Below are 22,731 nucleotides of genomic sequence, written 5' to 3'. Positions count from 1 at the left end.
TTAACAGCCGTTATACACTTAGAGGGACTATTCGTGTTTTGGATTAAACGTCATTTGTATTATCAAGTCAAAAAAGGCGAAGTTACTGTCACTTCGCTTGAAGATGGTAAATCCATAACGAGGGCTTGTAGTGCCCTTAATCATCCTCGGACCCTTATGGGTAACTTCATGGAAATTGAAGATTGCTTTAAAAGTATTGCTAAAGAACTAGCTCCGCGACGCTTTTTGCTTCAAGCCCCTATTGCTGTTGTGCATCTCCTAGAGTCTGTAGAGGGTGGCTATACAAATGTAGAAATTCGAGCATTTCGTGAGGCTGCTTTAGGTGCAGGGGCTAGAGACACCTTTATGCCTAGTAATAAGTCGAAGCTATCGGAGACACAAATATTAAGTCGAGACTTTGCGGAGTGGGACTGTGTATAACAAGTTGCACAAGTTCGGATTATTGAAATGGGTGGCTCATTAGGAGCGGTTTGTCCTAAGTCAGCCATTTTAATCAAGCTATGCTTGGCCAACATCGTGGCACCTCGGCCATTTTCTAATAAAAAGAGTCGAGCAAAAAAGCTGTGCGTCTCATGTGAATGGGTTCAGGAATGCCGTGGTCAATGAGGCTCCCAGCATCATAATGACCCACTTTCCTATGGGACTAATGAGCAGAGCCGCCCAATCTCCACGCTTAACTTCAATAGATCACCCATAGTATTAGTGGGTGCCTCTGCTCCTATTAACGACAACGTATTCGATTACTCTATAGATTCTAACTCATGATATTTTCTAAACGATGAGATTATTACCTCAACCAAGGAGAACCTTGGATTGAAAATAACTTTACTAATTAGGAAATGACGATGAAAAACATGAAACTTATCGCTTTAGCAACGACTTTAGCAGTATCACTTGTAGCGCCAATGGCAGCGAATGCAACAGGCTTTTATTTAGGGGCGAATGCAGGTTCTGGTCAACAGAGTAACCAGCTCATGGATAAAGCAACAACTACAAACGTAGGTTCTATCAAGGCTGGTTATGATTTTAATGATTATTTCGGTGCTGAAGTCCGTTACGGTGGTGTCAATTCAAGTTCTTCTGATATCGAACTGAATAGCTTTACGTCTGTTTATGCCAAAGCACAACTTCCTGTAAGTGAGTCATTCACAGTATATGGTTTAGCAGGTGCGACTTCTGCAAATTTACCAGGAATGATATTGGATGATAAAAATAGTTCTGAGAGTAGCGCTAGTTTTGGTGCCGGTGTTAGATATTCTATTACCGATAGCCTTGGTGTGAGCCTTGAAGCTACACGCATTTCATCACATGACGCCTATAAGCTTGATGCCGTTATGCTGGGTGTTGATTATAAATTTTAATCACTAATTTAGGGTAGCCATGCCTACTACTCCCACCGGGTGTGGTTATCCGCCCTATTTCATAAGCGAAAATGAGAAAGACAGTTTGAAGTAAAGATGAGCAGCTATAGCTAAAAAGTCATATTACTTAGACAAAAAAGGCAGCATATTAATGCTGCCTTTTGCTGTGTTCAATAATTTGCTGCTTAAGCAAATTTCTTATCTAAAAAGCCGATGATCTCTGATGACTCATACATCCAAGTGGCTTGGCCAGCTTCTTCAACTTTCATGCAAGGTACCTGCAACTTACCACCTTCGGTAAGCAAAGTGCTTTTATGTGGTTCTTGCTTCGCATCAAGGGTCACAATGTTAAGACCTTGACGGCGCAATGAGCGACGCACTTTCACACAGAAAGGACAAGCTTTGTACTCGTAGATGGTCATGCTTTTAGTGGCATCATCCACTTTTTGCTGTTCAGCGATAGGACGCTTGAGCTTTTTTGGAGTAAAAATAAAGTTAAAAAACAAAATGATCCGGCCTAGCACCCAACGAATAACAAACATTTACTGCCCTTAATGTGTTTTGATTCGCGGGGATTTTACCCCATGCGATACAGGGATAACAGCCTTGATTAGAAATCGTTGGTATAACACTATTTTTTAACCAGCTGAGGTGAGCCATAGAGTGTTAATTTATTGCCAGTCAGTAATAGTGCGTCATTGTCACCACACAAGTAAACTGATTGGTTGAGTGAGTTAAGCTGTTGGTTAAATGAGTCATCACTCAATTGAGTGGTTTCAAAATGCGGCACGAATTGGAAAGGAACGAGGTTTAATGCACTCAGTGCTTCTGGTGACGCTGTAATGTGATCACCACAAAGTACTGCGCTGTCGATTGAGGGCGTTAACAACATAGCGCCTGCGCTTACCCCCACTATTGCGCCGCCATTCATTGCAAATTTTGTGAGAGGTGCAATGAGCTGCCGCTGTTTTATCGCCAGTAAAAATCGCTGGGTATCGCCGCCTGAAAGATGGATCAGGTCACAAGTTAATAGTGCATCAAGCGCTTGCTGGGAAAACTCGGATTCAAGTTCCAAATAAACATCCATCTCAGCGTTAAGGGCTGAGTAGATTTGTTGGGTTTGTCTGAAATATTCCCGTTGTGGATCCGGCGCTGAAGCGATATAACCAATTTTCGGCGTAGTAGTCTTTAGTATCGAGAGGAGCTTACTGATGGCTAATTGTGCATTGGCCGCTGTGGGCTGGCTGATAAGGGCGAGATTGATGATAACGATTCCATTAAAGCGACATTCAAATAAAGTGCTATTAAAAATCACTGCATTAAACACAGCTTAAAACATTACCTTAGCGAAATAAATTAAGAAAGGGTTATCTATGGGAGTGAGTCGATTAAGCCGAGGTTTAGCGGTGTGTTAACTAAATAAACGTAATAAAAAGGCACCTAAGTTAAGGTGCCTTATATCGTGTGGGATGTGCTTAAATCTACAGCCGTTTTAGTTCGCCGTTAATGTCAGTAACGCTTGGCTGGCGCCCGTATTTAAATTGACTTTGCTATCGAGCAAAAAGACTCTTTCTGGTGCCACGGTTTTATTGTCTGCTAAGAAGTTCTTCACTGCGCTGGCTCGTTGCTGTGCCAAGTCACCTAATGCATCATTGGAGATCCGCTGGTCACCGAGGCTGAAATTGTATAACGCAATATGCCAACGGATAGCCAAGTCTTCAGCCGTAAGTGCATTATCGCCTTGATGATCGGCTTCTATAGCTTTTTTTACATCAATGGCTGGACTGGCAATTTCAGTCTCATAAAGTAATTTAAGTGCATCAGATAAAGCGCCTGATGTTGGGTAGGTACTGGCGGTTAAATCCGCTGGCATCTGTTCGATTTCTAATTGAGCTAGCTGGGCTAGTTTTTGTCGCAATTGTGCTTCGGCCAATGCACGGTTGTCTTCAGCAACATTAACGGCGCCTTCAACATTCAGTTTTAGCATGGGTCTATCGGCTAAGCCTTTGGCGAGCATGGCTAAGGTCTTTTTGGCCTGTTCGTCGAGATCAGCGGTACCAGCAGCGAAGTTCACTTTATCGAGTTCATCGTCCTCGCCACCTAATAAGCCAGCTAGAAGCGAAAAGGGCGCGGTAACGGCTTTAGTGATGATGTTAGTAAATGCGGTCATCACAATACTGCCGATACTGAAACTTGGCTCGTCTAAATCACCGGATACTTGCAAGCCTAAATCAATAACGCCATGCCTATCTTGCAATAGGGCAATTGCCAGTGTGACAGGCAGCGTTGTCGCGAGACTACTGTCACTTGGTTTACCCAGTTGAAGTTGATCGACCACTAAGTGGTTGTCACCTACTAATTGATTGTTCTCGAGGCGGTAATTAAGATCTAACGATAATTGGCCTTTATCAATATAGTAACCTGCGTAAGTGCCCGAATATGGGTTTACGGAGGTGAGCTCTACATGTTTGAAACCGAGTGCTAAATCTAAAAAAGGTTGTTCAAGTAATGGGTTGATATCGCCTTTTAAGGTGACGGGGGCATAGCGATCAATTTTACCCTTTATGTCAACTGATGCAGCCTGTTCACTCGATGATGATAACTTAGTGATCTCCCCATTAAGTTGTTCGATGCTGGCGGCAAAATTAGGCGTTAGTGAGCTATCAGCGAAGAAAGTAGAGCCGTCTTCAATACTAATTTTGTTAATGCTAATCGCCATAGCAGTGGGCGTTTCATCGCTATTTGTGCTCGTTATCGGTGCTGATGTTTTTTGTTCTGCTTGCGCCTCTTTTGACTCATCACTCGCAGCCACTTGGTTATTGTTGCTCACCATTAATTCGCCAAAGTTGGTGCTTTTATCTTCAGCGATAATGATACGGCCATAGGGCTGCTTTAGTGCTATATGATCAATTTCAATGCTATTGGCGGCTTTATCGAAGCCAAATTGATTTATATCGACACTTTTCCATTTTAGCAGTGTCTTTTTTTGCACGGTATCTTTAACGAGCAGATCGTTAATGTTGATCGCACCATTATAACTAAGTTGCTCTGCTTCATTGTTTAACGCTAGCGTCCCTTGGGTAGAGAGTTTGCCCTGTTTTAAATCAATATTGAGGTAAGGGCTAAGATAGTTCTGGAACTGATTTAAGCTTAGCTTTGACAGTGTTAATTGATTAATCGATTTTTGCTGTCGAATATCAATACTACCCGTTGATGAAAGTGAACCTTGTTGATTAATATTAAGCGAGAGTTGGTAGTCGATAGGCGTTGATAGATCGGCATTAATCTTTTCGGTGAGTAACTTGATGTCAGTGATCTGCCAAAGCGTTCCTTGGGTGACTATTTTCTCGGTAAGATTAACCTGGTAATTCTTTAGCTCAACGCCATTTAAAACAGCTTTCCAAGGCAAGCTCTCTGTGGTGTTATCGATATTAGTTGGTGTTATTTGCTGCTTCGTCGCCGTTGATATTTCTGCGAGTTTTGGCTGTAATAGTCTTTGTAGGTTGCTGCCTTTTTTGTCGAGCGTGGTGTTAACAAGCAAGCCTTGAGAGCGTATCTTATCGACGGTTACTTTTTGCTCATGTAAATCAAAGTTAATACCTTCAACTGCAAAAATGGGCAAGCTTGCAACGATGTCATTGCTATTTTTGACGGTAATATCTTCGAGCTTCACCACGCCATTGTTAGCCGTAACTTGAAAGTAGTCACTCTTTTCCTCAAGGCGATATTGGCTATCGACACTGAGTTTACCGGTGGCTAGGTTGGCTATAAATAGTTTATCAACAAATGACCAAAACTGCGGCAGTTGGATATTCGTTAATTGAATATCACCGACAATGGATAGCGGTTCTAATTGAACAATACCCTGCGTCGCAATTTCTCCGCCGTTATTGCCTACAAGATGGATTGCATAGTGATTGCTCTTCTCACCCTCTTTATTTTGCATTACCGCGGAAAGGGCATTTTGAGAATCAAAGGACTTAATATTTAGATTTACTTGCGGGTAGAGTAGCTGCCCTTGTGTGATGTTGTCGATAAAGCGCAAGTTAGCATTAACGATAGCCAAGTTCTTGACCATAAAGTGTGGCAGGCCGGTCGATGGTGCTGACGTCGGCTCTGGGGTTGATGCGCTATTTTGTGCCAGAGTATCGATAATATCACTGAAGTTGAATGTTAGATCGTTATCAGCTTTGAGTCGTTCAACACGAATAGAAGGTTTTAATAGTGTGACATCGGCAATGCTAAAAGCGGCATTGAAAATAGAATGCCAAAAACGAAATTCAAAAGTAAGCTGTTCAAATCCAACAAATTCATTGCTGTTTAGGTTAGTCTTAGCCTCTTGTATTTGAAATTGATCGATAGCCACTTTCAAAGTGAAAGGGTTTATGCTGACATCGCTTAATGTAACGGTGCGCTGTAGCATATTTGATAATTGCTTCGGCACTTGTTTAACGGCAATATAGGGTATTAATAACCCTAAAATAGCGGTAAAAAGAAGATAAAGGGTAACCGCGATCGCGAGCAGGCGCTGGTAGCGTGGTCGTTGGCGGTATTTATCTCTAAATCCAATGAGTGTTTTTGAGGCAATAGACATACTGACCTTAACTTCGTTTAGATGAATGAGCACTGGTTTCTGCTGCTGATGGTTGGTACTCGGTTTATGCTGATTAGCCACAAGACCGTTACAAAGCAAAAGTGGGCTTCCATAATTTTAGCTACATTATTAAGGAAGTGCGCCAGAGATCATAATATTTTTCATTATTAATTGAGAATAAACGTTCGCCAATGACAACTTTCTTTTTAGATGGCCAAGCTTTTGATTCCGCGAAAGATGAATCAGTACTAGAGACCCTAATACGTAGTGGTAACTCAATAAACTATTCCTGTAAAAAAGGCGCTTGTAAAACGTGCTTGGTGCAGCATGTGGGGGGAGAACTGTCCCCTGGTTCGCAACGTGGCTTAAGTGCTCGGCTCAAAGCCAATCATTACCTTTGTACTTGTCAGTGCCAACCCACAGAAGGACTCAAACTCAAAACTGTGATTGAGCAAGATTTGTTTGTGTCTGCGCAATTGGTTGAGCGCATTTTCATGACCGAAAGTGTGATGAAAGTGGTGATTAAATTGTCTGAAAACCTTGATTGTTATGCTGGGCAATATATCAATCTCAGACGATTTGATGGACTGACACGCAGTTACGCCATTGCTAAGGTGTTTGACGACAATGTTATCGAGCTGCATATTACCCGAAAATATAACGGTCAATTTAGCGGCTGGCTATTTAGTACCGCCAGTATCGGTGAGCAACTCCTTATTCAAGGGCCTTTAGGTCAATGTATCTATAAAGCAACATATCAGCAGGATAAGCTTATCTTAATCGGCCATGGCGCAGGTATCGGAGCCGTGATGGGCATTGTTGAGCAGGCACTAGACATGTCGCATCAAGCTGATATCTATCTCTATCATGGTGCTCGCACAGTAGAGGAACTTTACCTGCATAAAAAATGCTTATCTTTGATGTTGGCGCACAAGAATGTCCACTATCGTGCATGTATTACCGCTACGGCCCCGGTTGATTTGGTTGATAAACGTTGCCTGCAAATACAACCCTTTGAGCTTGCTGCCAAGGAGCACCCCATTAATCGTCATAACAGAGTGTTTCTTTGCGGGGAACCTGAAGCCGTGGTTAAAGCGCAGCAGCAAGCATTTTTAGATGGATTTGAATACGCAAAAATTCACGTATTACCATTTGAATATAAAGATTTACGCACGGTTAAACGAGCTTGATTTGAATCTGGTGTTGATCATTTATCGGCATCAATGTAGCTAATAGCGGCGATAATGGCCCCTTGTGGGTCTTTTAACCAACAAAAACGCCCAATACCAATAATATCTTCTGGGCCAAATAAAATATTTGCGCCGAGTTCATGGGCTTTGTCAGCGACCTCATCGACATTTTTCACTGTGATATAACCAGTCCAATTACTTGGCATTGCCGGTGCAGGGCTTTGCGCTATGCCGCCGATATCGACGCCATTATTGATAATGATATGGTAAGGCGCATCGGCAACAACAATGGTCTTAAATTGCCAACCAAAGATTTGACTATAAAATACCATTGCTTCTTTACTGCTGCTGGCGGTTAATTCATGCCAACTCAATGAGCCTGAACTGTTTGATGTGGGGATCATCAGTGTTCCTTGATAGGTATTGCTGAAATAAGTGTAGCCTCAACATTGCCGTAAGGGGGAAATAAACCGAGGTGGCGGCTATTTCACTGCGGTTTATAGTCCCTATTAGCCTCCTAAAAGGTGGCAGCTCACTGTCATTGAGCGATATCGGTAATCTTACCTTCTAAAGAGACTGATGAATGAAGCAAGTCAATCCAAGACCATGCTATCCAACAATGGCTTACTCTGCGTTGTCTGCCGCGAATTGGAGTAACGAACACATTATTGTGTTGCTTAGTGTCTTTAACGGGAGGTAACATAGCCCGTTTTCAATCATGCTCATGGGGAATTAGCTTGAATAAAAGTGTTGTTACCAATTTAATCGCTGCGATAGCAGTGCTCGCCGGCTACCTTCTAGCTTCGCCTATTTTATTGACGGTAGGGCTGTTTGCATTGTCTGGTGCGGTGACTAACTGGCTTGCTGTTTATATGCTTTTTGAGAAAGTGCCTGGCCTTTATGGTTCTGGCGTGGTGCCTTCGCGTTTTGAAGAGTTTAAAGAGGGTATCTCTCATCTAATGATGAAGCAGTTTTTTACCGAAGAAAATATTGAACGATTTTTGTCACAGCAAGGCGATGCTGAGAAGCACATAAATTTGGCACCCGTCATTGAAAAACTCGATCTTTCGCCTGCATTTGACGCACTGGTTAGCACTATTTCACAGTCTTCATTCGGGGGAATGTTAGCGATGTTTGGCGGGACGGAGGCAATACAACCACTGCGTGAGCCATTTATTGAAAAAATGAAAGCGTCGCTGAGTGATATATCACAATCAGACCAGTTTTATGAATTATTAAAAGCTGAGCTAGAGCAGAGCAACATGATTGATGACATGCGCGTTAAAGTCGAAGAGATTGTCACGCAGCGTTTAAATGAGTTAACACCTCAACTCGTAAAAGAGATAGTGCAAGATATGATTAAGAAGCACCTAGGTTGGCTCGTTGTTTGGGGCGGTATTTTCGGTGGTTTAATCGGCTTAGCTGCAGCGTTGCTTCAAAGTTAATTTAACTTGGGTTGATGGCAAGTCATAGATTATGAAAGGGAGCTTAGGCTCCATTTTTTGTGGCCTGTGTTCTATACCAAGCCATATTTTTCTGCATTATTTATTGATAAGAATAGATATTGAATCGCAATAACGAGTACTGCTATGACATGAAGACCACCACATCGGGAGAGAATGTGGTCAATGTAGGTGGCAATAAACGACCTAGAACCCAGTTACTTTTCGGCATACTGAATCCTGCATTTTGAGGTCGTTTGGCTATATAGCCTTAAGGCTGAACGTGATATGGTTTTAGCCATATAAGTTTTTTCGTTACAGGGAGCAACTGATGAGCCAGCATAATACGATTAACTATTTGGAAATGCCCGTGAGTAATATTCAGGCAACCAAAGACTTTTTTAGCCAAGTGTTTGCTTGGGAGTTTGTTGATTACGGACCTGAATATAGCTGTTTTTTGAACGCAGGGATCACCGGTGGATTTTACCTTTCGAAGCAAAATTTCACTTTAAGCAAAGGCTCACCATTAGTGGTGCTCTATTCAAATGATCTAGGCCTATCAATGCAAAATGTGACCGCGGCTGGTGGACAAGTGAGTAAGGACATTTTTTCATTTCCAGGCGGGCGTCGGTTTCACTTTCTTGATCCTAATGGTAATGAATTTGCTGTATGGTCTGAATAGTAAAGCAAACTTAAAATAAGAAGGGCTGAACATGCCACATTGTGTCATTGAATACGCTAAACCGTTAAAGCACATCATATCGGTAGAAGCATTAGTTGAAGCCACACATCAAGCTTTGATTGATACCGGTTTATTTGAACCGCAGGCGATTAAAACCCGCGCTCATGGCGTTGAGCATTTTCGAATAGGCGAAGATGAAGCCAATACCTTTGTTCATATTCATATGGCCATTATGCCTGGGCGCACCGACGAGCAAAAAGCGTTATTGCTTGAACGGGTATTTGAGTCTATTTCGCTGATCACCAATGTGGTTAGCAGCGTTACTATGGAAATCGTCGACATTAACAAACAGCATTATTTAAAAGTGATTAACTAAATCACTTTTAGCTTTTTCTTAAGCAAAGAAAAGCCACTCAATCGAGTGGCTTTTTACTGAGACCATTATCAGTTTGGCTTAGTAAGCACTGTCGTGGACAGATTGCACAGCTCGTCCTGATGGGTCGATGATCCCTTGTAGACTTTCATCCCAAGCTAATGCTTCTGGGGTCGAGCATGCTACCGACTTTCCACCGGGTACTGTTTCAGCTGCGCTGGCAAGCGGGAACAACTCTTCAAAGAAGGTGCGATAGAAGTAGGCTTCTTTCGTTTCAGGTGTGTTGTATGGGAACCTAAATTTTGCATTTGCCAGCTGCAGATCATCAACTTTAACTGCCGCATGCTCTTTTAGGCCGTCTATCCAAGAGTAACCAACACCATCACTGAACTGTTCCTTTTGGCGCCAAGTCACCTCTTTTGGTAACTTATGCTCAAACGCCTTACGTAAAATGTGCTTTTCAATCTTGCCATCTTTTGACATTTTAGCTTCTGGGTTAATACGCATTGCTACGTCCATAAACTCTTTGTCTAAGAAAGGGACGCGCGCTTCTAATCCCCATGCCGCCATGGCTTTGTTTGCGCGTAAGCAATCAAACAGGTGCAACTTATCGAGCTTACGCACTAATTCTTCATGGAAGGCTTGTGCATTGGGGGCTTTATGGAAGTACAGGTAGCCACCAAATAACTCATCAGCCCCTTCTCCAGATAACACCATTTTAATGCCCATGGCTTTAATCTTACGAGCCATTAGGTACATAGGTGTTGCGGAACGAATCGTGGTCACATCATAGGTTTCAAGATGATAAATCACATCTTTAATCGCATCGATGCCGTCTTGGAAAGTAAAGGTGATTTCATGGTGAATAGTACCAATGGCATCCGCTACTTTTTTTGCAGCAATCAGATCGGGAGCGCCCGCAAGGCCTACGGCAAAAGAGTGCAACTGTGGCCACCATGCGCTGGTTTCGCCATCATCTTCAATGCGTCGTTTAGCAAATGTCTGGGTAATCGCTGAAATGACTGATGAGTCTAAGCCACCAGAAAGTAATACGCCGTAAGGCACGTCAGACATCAATTGACGTTTAACGGCAGCTTCGAGTGCATCTCGCACCTCTTCACTGCTGGCTGGGTTGCTTTGAACCGCGGCAAAATCACGCCAATCACGCTGGTAGTATTGAGTCTGCTCGCCTATTTCACTTGATAGATAGTGACCCGGTGTAAAGGTTTCAACTGTTTTACATACAGGCATCAGCGCTTTCATTTCTGAAGCCACATAAAAGTTGCCTTCGCTATCTCGACCGGTATACAGCGGAATAATGCCCATATGGTCGCGACCGATTAAATAAGTATCTTTAGCTTTGTCGTATAAAACGAAGGCAAATATACCGTTGAGTTTATCTAAAAACTCAGTGCCGTATTCCTGGTATAAAGCCAGAATGACTTCACAGTCAGAGTTTGTTTGGTAGCTATACTTATCGCCAAGTTCTGCTTTAAGCTCTTTGTGGTTATAGATCTCACCATTTACTGCCAGAACAATACTTTCATCTTGGCTTAGTAATGGCTGCGCGCCATGTTCAATATCGACAATGGCTAAACGTTCATGGGCCAGAATAGCCTTATCACTGCTGTAAATTCCAGACCAGTCCGGTCCACGATGGCGTAACAGTTTTGACATTTCAAGTGCAACTTGACGCAGTGGCACTGCGTCAGATTGAATATCTAAAATAGCGAAAATTGAACACATAGGTCACTCCAAAAAATGTCAGTCTTAATCTCAATTGAGTATTACTCTGCCATTGAAAATGAATAAGTACAAATTAGTTTTTGATGTTTTATCTATAAAACACGCTATTAGGCATTATTATGTGTAGCTTTTTAATTAATAAAATGAAGAAAGTTTAAAAATTAGCGTTATTTGTTGACTAATGCTCATTTTGCTGTGCGTGGTCTGGCTTCTACTCAATATATGATAATGCACAGCAGATAATGACAATAATTAGCGTGCTTCGGTTAATTAAGTGACGTCTGGCGCAAAATCTCGACTAACTTGGTTTAATGACCGTCGCGAACTAGGGGCTGTAGATCTTTCACGGTTGTTTTTGCCGCCGTTTATTGGCTATTTTAACAAGGCGGAGGCTATGTCGTTTAGTCATTCTCCACAAATAGCTTACAACAGCGTAAAAATAGCCAAGAAGCGTGGCCCTTAGGGTTCGTTTCAATGCTTTTATTCTTTTATGACTAGAATGGGTTACGCGCTTTTCGCTTAGACTGCTAAGCATCATCGCTCAAGCCTTGTACTAAAATCATCATTCTTTACGGGAGAGAGACGAACAAAAAACAAGCTCGAAAGATCAACAGCCCCTGATCAATAAGTACAAGGAAATGTATAAAAAACGCTCGAAAGCGGATAGCTATCGAGCGTTAATTACCATAATTAGTCGTGACTCAGGCTGTGATTAATTCTATTCAGCTTTTGCCGGTCTGAGTGAATGAAACTCTGTGCCGTTAAAATAGCCCGGCCAGTCGCTATTATTACCCAATACTGTTGCTGCATCGTAGTAGATGGCTAAATCTTCTAACGCGCCACTTAAGTCCCAGTCTTCGCGGTACTCGTCACAGAGATTGTGATAACAGCCTTTCATCTTTTGCTTCATCATTGTTTTGTACTGTGCTGTGGCCTCATCAATGGGTTCACTGCCGCCACCAGCGAAGACGGCGGGTACGCCTTGCTTTGCAAAACTGAAATGATCAGAACGGAAGAATCCACCCGATTCAGGGTGCTTTTCACTGGTTGCAGTACGATTTTGTGCTGTAACCGCCGTAATCAGATAATTCTCTAACTCCGACTTACCTTTACCGACGATGGTGTAATCTGCAGTGCGACCATAAATGTTGGTGCTGTCTAAGTTAAACACGGCAACGGTTTTATCCAATGGGTATACCGGATTTGATGCATAATAACGAGAACCGAGTAAGCCTTGCTCTTCCCCTGTTGTTGCCACAAAGGTGACTGAACGGGCAAGTGGGTTACCATTCTTAGCTTGCTTGGCAAATTGACGTGCAATTTCTAATATACCGGCTGTGCCAGAGGCATTGTCGAGTGCACCGTTGTAGATCTGATCGCCGTCTTTTGTTGGGTCAAGGCCGAGATGATCCCAGTGAGCGGTGAATAGGATCTGCTCATCTGGACGGCTTTTTCCTGCAAGGGTAGCAACCACATTATAGCTGTTGGCGTATTCTGCTTTATTCTCGAACGCGATAGAGGCCGTTTGGTTAAGCGGTATGTTAATGGCACTGCTCGCGGCGCGATCCGACACAGTGCTAAGAGAAAGACCGGCTTTTTCGAATAACTGAGTGGCGACATCAAGCGTCATCCAACCTTCAACTTCAATCCACTTATCTTGCTCTTCTTGAGTACGAACAAGATCTTGCTGTGCACCAGTCCAACTGTTTTCAACCACTGACCAAGGGTAAGAGGCTGGCTCGGTATCATGAATGATAATGGCACCTAGAGCACCTTGGCGGCTGGCTTCTTCGTACTTATAGGTCCAGCGACCGTAGTAGGTCATTGCTTTACCGTTGAACTTTCCAGATGTTGGTAGAGCAAATCCTGGATCATTGACTAAAATCACTGCAATTTTGCCCGTCATGTCAAGATCTTGGTAATCGTTCCATTGATACTCCGGAGCGTTGATCCCATAACCAACAAAGACTAGCGGCGCATTGGCGATATCAACCTTACTGATATCATGACGGCTGCCTACAACCACATCTTGACGATGCTGCAATTGCATATCCCCGAAACGAATTGACTGCTGCTCAGATGCGGTATAGGTCACCATTGGCACTGCTTGAAGGTAATCTTTGCCATTGGGTTTAGCTAAGCCCATTTCAGCAAACGCCTTGCTAAGGTAGTCCAGTGTTAGCTGTTCGCCCTTGGTGGTTGGCGCACGTCCTTCAAATTTATCTGAAGCGAGCACTTTTATATCTTGGCGGAAACGAGATTCATCAAAAGAGACTTTTTCTGGGGTGACTACGTCTGTCGTATGTTGGCTGCACGCGCTGAGTAAGGCGAGTGCACAGACTGGGAGTATAGTGCGCATTAATAGGTCCTATTATTGTTGTTTTAGACTTTTTTGTTGTATTTGGTTGTTTGTTGAGAACTTTAGGTGACAATAATGGCGGAAAGTAGCCCATGATGACAAGAGGGCGAGGGCTTGAAAGTGTTACTTAATATTGCATTTTGGTTATTAATATCGCCAAGTAAATAACCATCGTCATGTTTGATAGCATTGAACTTGGCGATATAGGGTTAACTCAGTTTTTTCCGCTAACGTTATCCGGAGTTTTAGTTTAAACCACGTCAATATCACCAGCGCAGCTAAAGACATGATTTGGCCTAAAGGGCTCTTTCTCTATATCTTCCAAAGAGCTCACGCCACTGGTGACTAATATGGTTTCGAGTCCAGCTTGAAAACCCGCGAGTATATCGGTGCGCATGTTATCGCCAATGATAATGGTATCTTCAGAATGGCCATCAATATGGTTGAGTGCTGAGCGGATAATCCATGAGCTTGGCTTACCTACATAAAAGGGCATCTTGCCGGTAATACGCTCTATCGGTGCGCAAAGAGCACCACATGCAGGGCTAAAAGCGGGGCCATGAGTGTCTGGATTGGTGGCAATAAATCGCGCCCCAGCGCTGATAAATTTGGCTGCTTTATGGATCATCTCCCAATTATATGAGCGCGTCTCGCCCACGATGACAAAATCAGGATTTATATCGGTGATGGTAAAGCCGGCTTTATATAGTTCATGAGTCAGCGCACCTTCGCCAATCACAAAGGCTTTAGTGCCTGTTTGATGTTTGAGAAAATCAGCTGTCGCCATCGCCGAGGTGTAAAAGCACTCTTCGGGAATGTTAATGCCTGCTGCCCCTAATCTGTTTTGTAAGTCCTTGCCAGTTTGGACGGGGTAGTTTGTCAACACAACCAGAGGATTACCTTGTTCTAATACTCGATGAATAAAGGTATCACTGCCGGGGATTAATTTATTGTCATGCAGTAACACACCATCGATATCGCAAATAATATTCTTCATCGGTCTCTCTTTGAGTCTAAGGACATGCATTTGGAGTGTTGTTTATATAATGCCAAATCAGCTGAGAAAACAATGATTTTTATCTTAGAGACTGCATTTTGTAACGCGGGTTATGCGGTGCTTCATGGTTACTTGAAGCAAATCGACTAAATTTAGCGACTAACACTAAGGAAGCGTAATCCAATTGAAGGATTAAGTTCGTTGTAATGTATTTATTTTAGCCAAGGCTGGGGGATGCAAGTGCAGGGTAGGTGTGTAAAGGTTGTGTAAGTAAGTTGCTTTTTCTATTTAAATGTAAATAATAGTCGCTCTCATTCGCATATGGAAAGACAAGTGAAATTAAGTATTTTAGGATTGGCGGTATTAAGTGCTTTGGCAGTGACATCGACTCAAGCAAAGGAAAATACACTGCCGACAGTGGAAGATGATGGCGTAGAGCATATTCTGATAACCGCTTCCCCATTTGCGCAAAAGTTAAGTGATACTCCCAATTCAGTTTTTATTGTCTCAGAGGAGGATCTCGATCTTCAACGTGTTGTCGCGCGTAACCTTTCTGAAATGATCTCTAATCTGGTTCCTGGTTTTTCCCCGAGTACTGAAACGATGTCGACCTTTGGCCAAAACTTTCGTGGCGGTAAAGCGATAGTGATGATTGATGGTGTGTTGATTTCAACGACATTGCGCGCCGGTGGGCGTGATCTACAGTCAATCTCAGTCGATGTCATTCAGAGCATTGAGGTGATCAAGGGGGCAAGCGCCATGTATGGCAACGGTGAAGCCGGAGCCATTATCAATGTGATTACTAAGAAGCCTACTGTTAATTTTGAAATGCAGACGCGAGTTGGCGTTGAAGCTTTTTCGGATGAATTGTCTGATGCAGGCTACAGTGTGTCACAGAGCTTTTCGGGTACCACTGACTTTGATTTAGGCTATTTGCTGAATTTGTCTGGTAAAGACCGCGGCAATTTGTATGATTCGAATGGTAACCAACTGCCAGGAGCACCTAATAGCCAAGGTGGCATGGGCGATGCTGATGAATATGATGTGCTATTCAAATTAGAGCAAGAGATGGATAACGGTCGTTTTGCACTGCTCGCACATCACTACAATATTGAGAATAAACTGCACTATAAGCGCACTGTTAATGATGAAAATGGCTTAGTTGAAATTGACAAAAGCGCGCCATATACCGGCTCTAATCCTAAAACCAAGCTCAGCACGATTCAGCTTACCTATGACAATGACGATGTCCTTAACCAGCAATTAAGTCTGTCTACTTACTACAGCAAAGTGAATGTTGGCTATGAGTCGGACTCTGAAATTGTGTCTAAGCGCAGTGGATTTAAAGCCGCACTGCAGTGGACCATCAATGACACTAGCCGTTTGGCTTATGGTGTTGAATATGGGCGAGATAATACAGAACAAGGCAGAATGCGAGATGTGATCGTGGGTCAAGATGTAGGTGATAATCTTGAAAAACAGTCGCAGTATATCTGCTCTGTTTGCGATTTAACTGAAACCAAGTTAAGCCCATTTGCGCAATACTGGAATCAACTCACTGATGACCTCACCTTACAAATTGGTTTGCGGTATGAAAATTTTGAAATAGAGGTACCAGATTACCAGCGTTATAAAAAAGGGGTATTGTCAGAGAAACAGGGTGATACGTTAAAATATGATAAACCACTGGTCAATCTAGGCTTAGTATATCGGGTCGCCGATAACACAGATCTCTTTGCGAGTTTCTCGCAGGGTTATTCTCACGCTGATATGCGTATGCTCAGAGATATGCCGGTTGATAGTGTTAGTGAGTTTGCAGATGATATTCCGGCAACTCAAACCAATTACTATGAAACCGGTTTGCGCTACGGTGCTGATTCACTGCAAGCGAGCCTGTCTTTCTTCTACTCAGATGTTACAGATGGTTACGCATACGACTATAATGTTAATGCTGAATTGTTGAAGAAAGTAGCAGCCGTTATTGTGGCTGATGAAAAGGTTTGGGGATTTGAAGCGACATTGGACTATAAGATTAGCCAAGCCGTTAAGTTAGGCACTAGTGTGTCTATGTCTGAAGGGAAACGTACTAATAGTGAAACAGGCGTTGATTATTGGATGAATGGCACCAGAATCACTCCGATTAAAGCATCTATTTATGGCGACTATCGCTTTAACGATATGGCGTCTCTGCGTTTACAGGCTAATTACGTCGGCGATAGGGATAAGAACAGCCCTGAGAGTGATGCGGGTTACAGCTATTACGAATCGCCTTATGATGGCTACACCTTGGTCGATTTGGTCACTACATTTGATACTGACTACGGGCGTTTAACCTTGGGTATTGATAATCTGTTAAATGAAGATTACCAGCCGTTAGTGTCACAAATGAACAAAGAGGTTGTTTGGGAGCAATATCGTAATCAGTTCTCTGGTTACGGCCGCCGTTTAGCGCTTGAGTACACTATCAACTATTAATGGGTGACTATAGCTAAGATAATTTTTGAGCATAAGAAAAAATATCTTGAGCTGTTCAACCATACTTAATGGGCTCCAATCCTTTTGTCTAGTGGTTGGGGCTCAAGGTGAGGTTGAAGGGATTGTTACCTCATCAGACTTCGTTAAACGGTGTGCAAGCTTATTGAAAAAGTAACGCATCAATGTGTTATATCTCTAGCTAAAATAGATAAAAAAAGGGGCTGATTTCAGCCCCTTATTGATAAGTGCAGTTTAGTGACGTTTAGCCACGAGTACACTCTTCTAGCAGATAGGCCAGATGACGATAAGAGATGCCGCTGTGCTGAGTAAGACCGACTTCACACATACGGTTAGCGTAATACCCCTCTTTCACATCAACCGGGATCAGCTTCTTAATATTACGCAGAGCACTGGCATTTATCTCAGGCTTATAGAGGCCTTTTTCACCTGAATAACCACAGCATTCGATCCCCGCTGGACGAATAACCTGATGACAACAGGCATCCGCTATTGCGGTCATTTTAGGTTCAACCTTCATCGTTTTAGCGCTACAACCAAGATGCAATGCAGCGTGCGATTTCTTCTTAATGGTCAGTTTAGGCAACAATTGGTCATGCATAAACTCAACCAGATCAACTATCTCTACTTTCTCTATTAAAGCCGCATCGCCACCTAAAGTTCGCTTAGTACATGATAGCGCATCGACGATCACTGGCAGCTTTCCGTCTTGTGTCATAGCTGAAACAGCTTGGATCAACTCGAGACGTTTTGCATCGGCATTTTTAAAGTCTCCCTTAGATTCCCACATCTGGCCACAGCACAGATCTCGCGTCTTCTCTGGAGTGATAACGTTATAACCTGCTCGCTCCAGTAACGTGACCACAACTTCAGGCAGCGGTCGCTTATCGGTATCGACGGGTGTAGGGCCGAAGGTGCGACCACCACAAGCAGGGAAGTAAACTACCGTTTCCTGTCCAGGCTTAGGGGCAGAAACCTTGGGGAGTTTGCCGCCTTTAGCGAAAGAAGGATTCCAGTAGGGAACCTCACTGCTGAGCAATCGTCCGGCCTTCATCATAGTGCCGGTGATGCCGTCGCCAGTGATCTTGTGGATAACGCCCAACATATCGAAACCAGTACTGATCACGCCGTTTACCAAGCCAAAGTGCTTAGCTTGAAAATCGAGGAACTTTTGTTGGCCACTGCTGATGGATGGGGTTCTCAATTTACGTACCAGTTGCCCCATTTTATTATCTACTGGGCAGGCGATAGTACACATCTGACAAGCGGCGCAAGTATCGATAACATCGTACTTAGCGGCTGCACGCATGGTATCGGCGGCCTGCTGATCACCGCTTTGCTCCAGACGAGCAATCTCGCGTAAGGTTGCAATACGCTGACGCGGAGTAAGGTTCAGTGCCGATGTTGGGCAGGTTTTCTCACAGAAACCACACTCAAGACATTTGTCGACAAAGTCATCGACTACCGGGCAAGGCTTGATGTTCTTGACGTGGACTTTGGGATCATCGTTTAAGATGACTCCAGGGTTCAGGATCCCTTGGGGATCGAATAGCTGCTTGATGTTCTTCATCAGCGCATAGGCATCTTGTCCCCACTCCATCTCAACATAAGGCGCGACAGCGCGACCGGTGCCATGTTCGGCTTTCATCGAACCGTCGTACTTGTTGATCACCATGTCGGCAATTTCATCCATAAAGGCATGGAAATTGTCAATATCATCCTGAGTAGAGAACGTTGGCGTAATGATGAAGTGGAAGTTACCGGCCAATGCATGGCCATAGATGCAGCCTTCGGGATAGCCGAATTTGTGCATTAGTGCGGTAATATCACTTGCGGCCGTGGCTAAGTGTTCAAGCTCGAACGCCACGTCTTCGATAATAACCGACGTGCCTTTGGGACGTTCACCGGCAACGATAGGGAATAGGCCTTTACGCATAGCCCAGTACTCGCCATATATCGCAGCATCGCTGGTAAAGCTGATCGGACGTAAAAACTCAAATCCTTCGAGCTTGGCGATCACATCCTTGGTGTGGGTATCTAAGGTATCGGCATCATCGGCTCGGGATTCGATCAGCAGGATAGCTGACAGCGGTGGCAAGTCGGATAACCAATCTGGCATGCCAGGTTTGCCCGTAACGGCCTTGATGGATGGCCAGTCGAGTAGCTCGGCAGCTGCGACACTTTCGCCATTGATCAATGGGATTGAGCGAGCTGCATCTTCCATATTATGAAAAACGGCTAGCGCCGATGCTTTAAATTTGGCTTCATTGACCGTGTGGTAGGTGACTTCGTTGATGAAGGCCAATGTGCCTTCCATGCCGACCATTAGGTGGTTGATAATGTCAAATGGGTCGCTGAAATCGACTAAGGCATTAATGCCATAACCTGTAGTATTTTTGATAGAATATTTTTTACGAATTTTGTCTGCAAGTACAATGTTATGGCGCGTCTTATGTGCCAGTTCAAACACATCTTCAAGCATTTTCCCATGAGACTTGGCAAAGGCGACTTTAGATTTTTTACAACCCGTGTCGAGCTCGGTACCGTCGGCGAACAGCAACTTGGCTGACGCTATAGTCTGGTAACTATTTTGTGCAGTGCCGCAGCACATGCCTGAGGCATTGTTAGCGACAATGCCACCCACCATGGCCGAGGCAATTGTCGCTGGATCTGGGCCTATTTTACGGTTAAGCGGGGCTAACGCTGCGTTGGCATCGGAACCTATGACAGCGGAGCCAAGGGTGATCTGTTTAGCATCATCGCTGACTTCAATCTTTCTGAAGCCATCATGGCCCAGAATAAGCAAAATCCCTTCACCAAGAGCTTGACCAGCCAAGCTGGTACCCGCTGCACGGAAAGTTACCGGCGCATTATGCTCACGGGCAACGGCTAGAGTGTGCTTAACTTGTTCCATGTTTTCGGCGTGAACAACGACTTCTGGAACAATTCTGAAGTAGCTGGCATCGGTTGACCAAGCGAATCGACGAACATACTCATCCGTCACAGGTTTTTCACCTAGTTGCTTACGTAAATCACTTATTACAGCTTTATAATTTATCGACATGGACATATCTCTTTACTTGCTATTATTAAGAGCAATCAGAGCCGGAATTTGCGCTCTGATTATTTGAGTATTATGTTTAGAATCCGCCCCACACGAAGGCTATGCTGCCTGCGATCATGGCGTAACCTAGCGCTACCGGCATTGTCTTACGAATAATTTCTGATTCACGACCCGCCATACCGACTACCGTAGCGGCGGCAACGACGTTCATCACACACATCATGTTACCGGCGTTGGCGCCAATGCCCTGCAGTGCGAGTACCATCGCGTGGTTCATGCCAATGCTGTCGGCGACGCTGTACTGTAGGCCGGAGAACATCATGTTGGAGAAGGTGGCGCTACCTGATAAGAAGGCACCGAAAATACCGACGATAGGGGCAACCCAAGACCATACCGCTCCCATGCTGCCAGCCAAAGTATCAGCTAGGGCAACAGGCATAGATGTCAGACCCGCAGCATTTTCACCGGAGTTAAGGAAAATCTTCACCATAGGCACAGAAGCGCCTAGCGAAATGATGGTTGGAATCATAGAGCGGCACGATACCGTAATAGACTCTTTGATGGCTTTCTTGTTCATTTTGAACAGGAAGAAACCTAGGATACACACGGCGATGAAGAAGGCGCCTGGTGCATACAGTGTCTTGAACCCAGCACCCAGTTCGGTACCTAGCAAGCCGGTCCACTTGACGTTAAAACTCAGCAACCATGATTTTAGCGGGCCAATAACACGAGACAGCACCAACAAGGCCGCCATGATGATATAGGGAGTCCAGGCAGCAATTTGTGAGAACTTAGCCGTAGAAGCCACTTTAGATTCTTTCTGGCCGTCGTTTTCGGCAAAATCATTCCAGGGAGTTTTAGGCAGCATAATGCCTTTTTTAGCAACTGGGATAACAATAGCCATACCCACAAGGGCACCGATAACCGATGGGAACTCGGGACCGGCGACGAAGTTAATGATCCAAGCCGGAACCGTGAATGCCAGTCCGGCAAACAGCGCAAACTTCCAGATGGCAAAGCCTTCGGCGAATGATTTGTTACGACCGAAGAAGCCGGTCAGTAAAGACACCATGACCAGAGGAATTAGGGTACCGGTAACTAGATCTATGGTGATCATGTGCATGGCAATAAACTGAGCATAATCGGCAAAGCTGCCACCATGCTGAGCAATCTGTTCGGCCGCCATGTTAACGCCACCAGAAGTCAGACCCTGTTCCATACCAAACAGTACTGGTAGACCAATTGCGCCGAAGGATACGGACGCAGAGTCAGCAATCAGGGCAACAACCGCAGCGGCAATAGGGGGAATACCCAATAACACCAGTAAAGGCGCGCCGATAGCCGCCGGTGTACCAAAGCCCGCACTGCCTTCGATGAATGAGCCAAACAACCAACAGATAATGATGACCTGGACGCGGGCATCGGCACTAATATTGGTGAAACCTGCGCGAATGGTATCCATCGCGCCTGAATATTTCAGGGTATTAAGTAAGAACACGGCACCAAAGATGATACTCAATGGTGTCAATGCAGCAAGCAATCCTTCGACGACAGATGCTGCCAAAAAGGTCGTATCCATCTGCCAGACAAACACAGCGGCTAGGCCGGTTAAGATTGCAGAAATGGGCATTGCCCGTGATGCGGGCATCTTCAGTAATACTAAAAATAGCATTACGCTGATCACCGGCGTTAAACTTGCGAGTAGTTGAATAAAGGTCATGCTTGCCTCTTATTATCGTATTTTTTATTTAGAGTTATTTCTAGTTAATAGCGGTTTTGTTGACTCGTTGGTTACTGTCATTTGCCCTGAGCGCTGACCTGAGGTCAGATGCCCGGGAAATGTATTATCTGCAGCTAATCATATGGCTTTATATGGGCTTTTTTTATCCGTGTTTGCACCTAATGCCACTAAGGGTTTACACGTAGATAGGTCGGTTTATCCGTGTTCAGGTTTGCGTTTTTTTGAGGTGGTAATTGAATGTGTGTTATTTTTGTTATTAAATACAGGTGGTTATGAGGTTTATGTTTGGTTATGAGTTAACGTGTTGCAGGGCGGAGTGTAGGCGGCTGGTGATATGATGTAGATCAACTTTGTAACGATTAACCGTGAAATGTGTTATCGATGAGTGTCGAGATACGGTAGTAAGATCGGTCAATGGCACTGAAGCAGGAACGGAAAACGAACATGATCATTTATTCCGATTGTAAACCTGCATTTTATATATAGTTTTTTGATGGCTCCGCTACATATTTTTAATATTAATGACTGTGAGAGTCTGGTTTAGGTGCTGTAGTTAAGATGAATTATTTGCCCTTCCTTTGATTTAACCCCCATATAAATGGGTATTTGTTGCAACTTTGTGGTTGATTAACTGTTAGTATAACCCCGTTTTCTGAGGGGCTATCCCTGATATAGCGGAGTATTAATCA

The 22,731-nt window shown here is 44.0% G+C and carries 16 protein-coding genes; 7 read left to right on the top strand and 9 right to left on the bottom strand.

The window, feature by feature from the left end:
• Positions 1–33 precede the first annotated feature (33 nt).
• Both CXF86_RS17935 and CXF86_RS17930 read left to right on the top strand, forming a co-directional pair.
• Positions 34–420, top strand: coding sequence for a hypothetical protein (locus CXF86_RS17935; protein ID WP_101089666.1), 387 nt, complete (start codon positions 34–36; stop codon positions 418–420).
• Positions 421–845: 425 nt separating this feature from the next.
• Entirely contained in the window at positions 846–1,361 is a 516-nt protein-coding gene (locus CXF86_RS17930) for a porin family protein (protein ID WP_157822884.1), read from the top strand.
• Positions 1,362–1,546: 185 nt separating this feature from the next.
• Here the strand turns inward: CXF86_RS17930 and CXF86_RS17925 are convergent, their stop codons facing one another.
• From CXF86_RS17925 to CXF86_RS17915, 3 genes are all read right to left on the bottom strand, one after another.
• Positions 1,547–1,903, bottom strand: a complete 357-nt coding sequence (locus CXF86_RS17925) for a glutathione S-transferase N-terminal domain-containing protein (RefSeq protein ID WP_101089668.1) — start codon at positions 1,901–1,903, stop codon at positions 1,547–1,549.
• An 89-nt stretch (positions 1,904–1,992) separates the two neighbouring features.
• Complete coding sequence (locus tag CXF86_RS17920) at positions 1,993–2,688, bottom strand: Type 1 glutamine amidotransferase-like domain-containing protein (protein WP_257985413.1); 696 nt, start codon at positions 2,686–2,688, stop codon at positions 1,993–1,995.
• 165 nt (positions 2,689–2,853) lie between these two features.
• Entirely contained in the window at positions 2,854–6,054 is a 3,201-nt protein-coding gene (locus CXF86_RS17915) for a DUF748 domain-containing protein (RefSeq protein ID WP_308303197.1), read from the bottom strand.
• Between the two features lie 92 nt (positions 6,055–6,146).
• Here CXF86_RS17915 and CXF86_RS17910 point away from each other — a divergent pair, with 92 nt between their 5' ends.
• Complete coding sequence (locus CXF86_RS17910) at positions 6,147–7,145, top strand: 2Fe-2S iron-sulfur cluster-binding protein (RefSeq protein WP_102039674.1); 999 nt, start codon at positions 6,147–6,149, stop codon at positions 7,143–7,145.
• A 17-nt stretch (positions 7,146–7,162) separates the two neighbouring features.
• On the opposite strand, the gene CXF86_RS17905 is transcribed toward CXF86_RS17910, so the two are convergent.
• Complete coding sequence (locus tag CXF86_RS17905) at positions 7,163–7,549, bottom strand: VOC family protein (protein WP_102039673.1); 387 nt, start codon at positions 7,547–7,549, stop codon at positions 7,163–7,165.
• A 333-nt stretch (positions 7,550–7,882) separates the two neighbouring features.
• On the opposite strand from CXF86_RS17905, the gene CXF86_RS17900 reads away from it, so the two are divergent.
• From CXF86_RS17900 to CXF86_RS17890, 3 genes are all read left to right on the top strand, one after another.
• A complete protein-coding gene (locus CXF86_RS17900; protein ID WP_101089671.1) occupies positions 7,883–8,590 on the top strand; it encodes a DUF445 family protein in 708 nt (235 codons plus the stop codon).
• A gap of 328 nt (positions 8,591–8,918) precedes the next feature.
• On the top strand, positions 8,919–9,269 hold the full coding sequence (locus CXF86_RS17895) for a VOC family protein (protein WP_101089672.1): 351 nt from the start codon (positions 8,919–8,921) through the stop codon (positions 9,267–9,269).
• Positions 9,270–9,300: 31 nt separating this feature from the next.
• Positions 9,301–9,645 carry a 5-carboxymethyl-2-hydroxymuconate Delta-isomerase gene (locus CXF86_RS17890; RefSeq protein WP_101089673.1) on the top strand — a complete coding sequence of 115 codons (345 nt, stop codon included), beginning with the start codon at positions 9,301–9,303 and terminating at the stop codon, positions 9,643–9,645.
• Positions 9,646–9,723: 78 nt separating this feature from the next.
• Here CXF86_RS17890 and asnB read toward each other — a convergent pair whose 3' ends face one another.
• The 3 genes from asnB to CXF86_RS17875 form a co-directional block, all read right to left on the bottom strand.
• The gene (gene asnB, locus CXF86_RS17885; protein WP_101089674.1) at positions 9,724–11,388 is read right to left on the bottom strand and encodes an asparagine synthase B; all 1,665 of its coding nucleotides are present in this window, start codon (positions 11,386–11,388) and stop codon (positions 9,724–9,726) included.
• A gap of 718 nt (positions 11,389–12,106) precedes the next feature.
• Positions 12,107–13,747, bottom strand: a complete 1,641-nt coding sequence (locus CXF86_RS17880) for a M28 family metallopeptidase (protein ID WP_101089675.1) — start codon at positions 13,745–13,747, stop codon at positions 12,107–12,109.
• Between the two features lie 250 nt (positions 13,748–13,997).
• Complete coding sequence (locus CXF86_RS17875; protein WP_101089676.1) at positions 13,998–14,744, bottom strand: HAD-IIA family hydrolase; 747 nt, start codon at positions 14,742–14,744, stop codon at positions 13,998–14,000.
• 333 nt (positions 14,745–15,077) lie between these two features.
• On the opposite strand from CXF86_RS17875, the gene CXF86_RS17870 reads away from it, so the two are divergent.
• Positions 15,078–17,219 (top strand): TonB-dependent receptor, encoded by a 2,142-nt coding sequence (locus CXF86_RS17870; RefSeq protein ID WP_180961102.1) that lies wholly within the window; start codon positions 15,078–15,080, stop codon positions 17,217–17,219.
• Positions 17,220–17,481: 262 nt separating this feature from the next.
• On the opposite strand, the gene CXF86_RS17860 is transcribed toward CXF86_RS17870, so the two are convergent.
• The gene (locus CXF86_RS17860) at positions 17,482–20,301 is read right to left on the bottom strand and encodes an FAD-binding and (Fe-S)-binding domain-containing protein (RefSeq protein WP_102039671.1); all 2,820 of its coding nucleotides are present in this window, start codon (positions 20,299–20,301) and stop codon (positions 17,482–17,484) included.
• Positions 20,302–20,377: 76 nt separating this feature from the next.
• Complete coding sequence (locus CXF86_RS17855) at positions 20,378–22,021, bottom strand: L-lactate permease (protein WP_101089679.1); 1,644 nt, start codon at positions 22,019–22,021, stop codon at positions 20,378–20,380.
• Between the last annotated feature and the right edge of the window lie 710 nt (positions 22,022–22,731).

Origin of the sequence: Shewanella sp. GutCb (assembly GCF_002836135.1) — a bacterium.
Taxonomy (GTDB): domain Bacteria; phylum Pseudomonadota; class Gammaproteobacteria; order Enterobacterales; family Shewanellaceae; genus Shewanella.
This window is presented reverse-complemented; position numbering and strand designations above follow the sequence as displayed.

Coding starts and splice junctions, on each gene's coding strand:
- CXF86_RS17905 (WP_102039673.1), bottom strand. CDS start 7,549: ATGATCCCCACATCAAACAGTTCAGGCTCATTGAGTTGGCATGAATTA.
- CXF86_RS17875 (WP_101089676.1), bottom strand. CDS start 14,744: ATGAAGAATATTATTTGCGATATCGATGGTGTGTTACTGCATGACAAT.
- CXF86_RS17890 (WP_101089673.1), top strand. CDS start 9,301: ATGCCACATTGTGTCATTGAATACGCTAAACCGTTAAAGCACATCATA.
- CXF86_RS17855 (WP_101089679.1), bottom strand. CDS start 22,021: ATGACCTTTATTCAACTACTCGCAAGTTTAACGCCGGTGATCAGCGTA.
- CXF86_RS17930 (WP_157822884.1), top strand. CDS start 846: ATGAAAAACATGAAACTTATCGCTTTAGCAACGACTTTAGCAGTATCA.
- CXF86_RS17910 (WP_102039674.1), top strand. CDS start 6,147: ATGACAACTTTCTTTTTAGATGGCCAAGCTTTTGATTCCGCGAAAGAT.
- CXF86_RS17860 (WP_102039671.1), bottom strand. CDS start 20,301: ATGTCGATAAATTATAAAGCTGTAATAAGTGATTTACGTAAGCAACTA.
- CXF86_RS17880 (WP_101089675.1), bottom strand. CDS start 13,747: ATGCGCACTATACTCCCAGTCTGTGCACTCGCCTTACTCAGCGCGTGC.
- CXF86_RS17895 (WP_101089672.1), top strand. CDS start 8,919: ATGAGCCAGCATAATACGATTAACTATTTGGAAATGCCCGTGAGTAAT.
- CXF86_RS17925 (WP_101089668.1), bottom strand. CDS start 1,903: ATGTTTGTTATTCGTTGGGTGCTAGGCCGGATCATTTTGTTTTTTAAC.
- asnB (WP_101089674.1), bottom strand. CDS start 11,388: ATGTGTTCAATTTTCGCTATTTTAGATATTCAATCTGACGCAGTGCCA.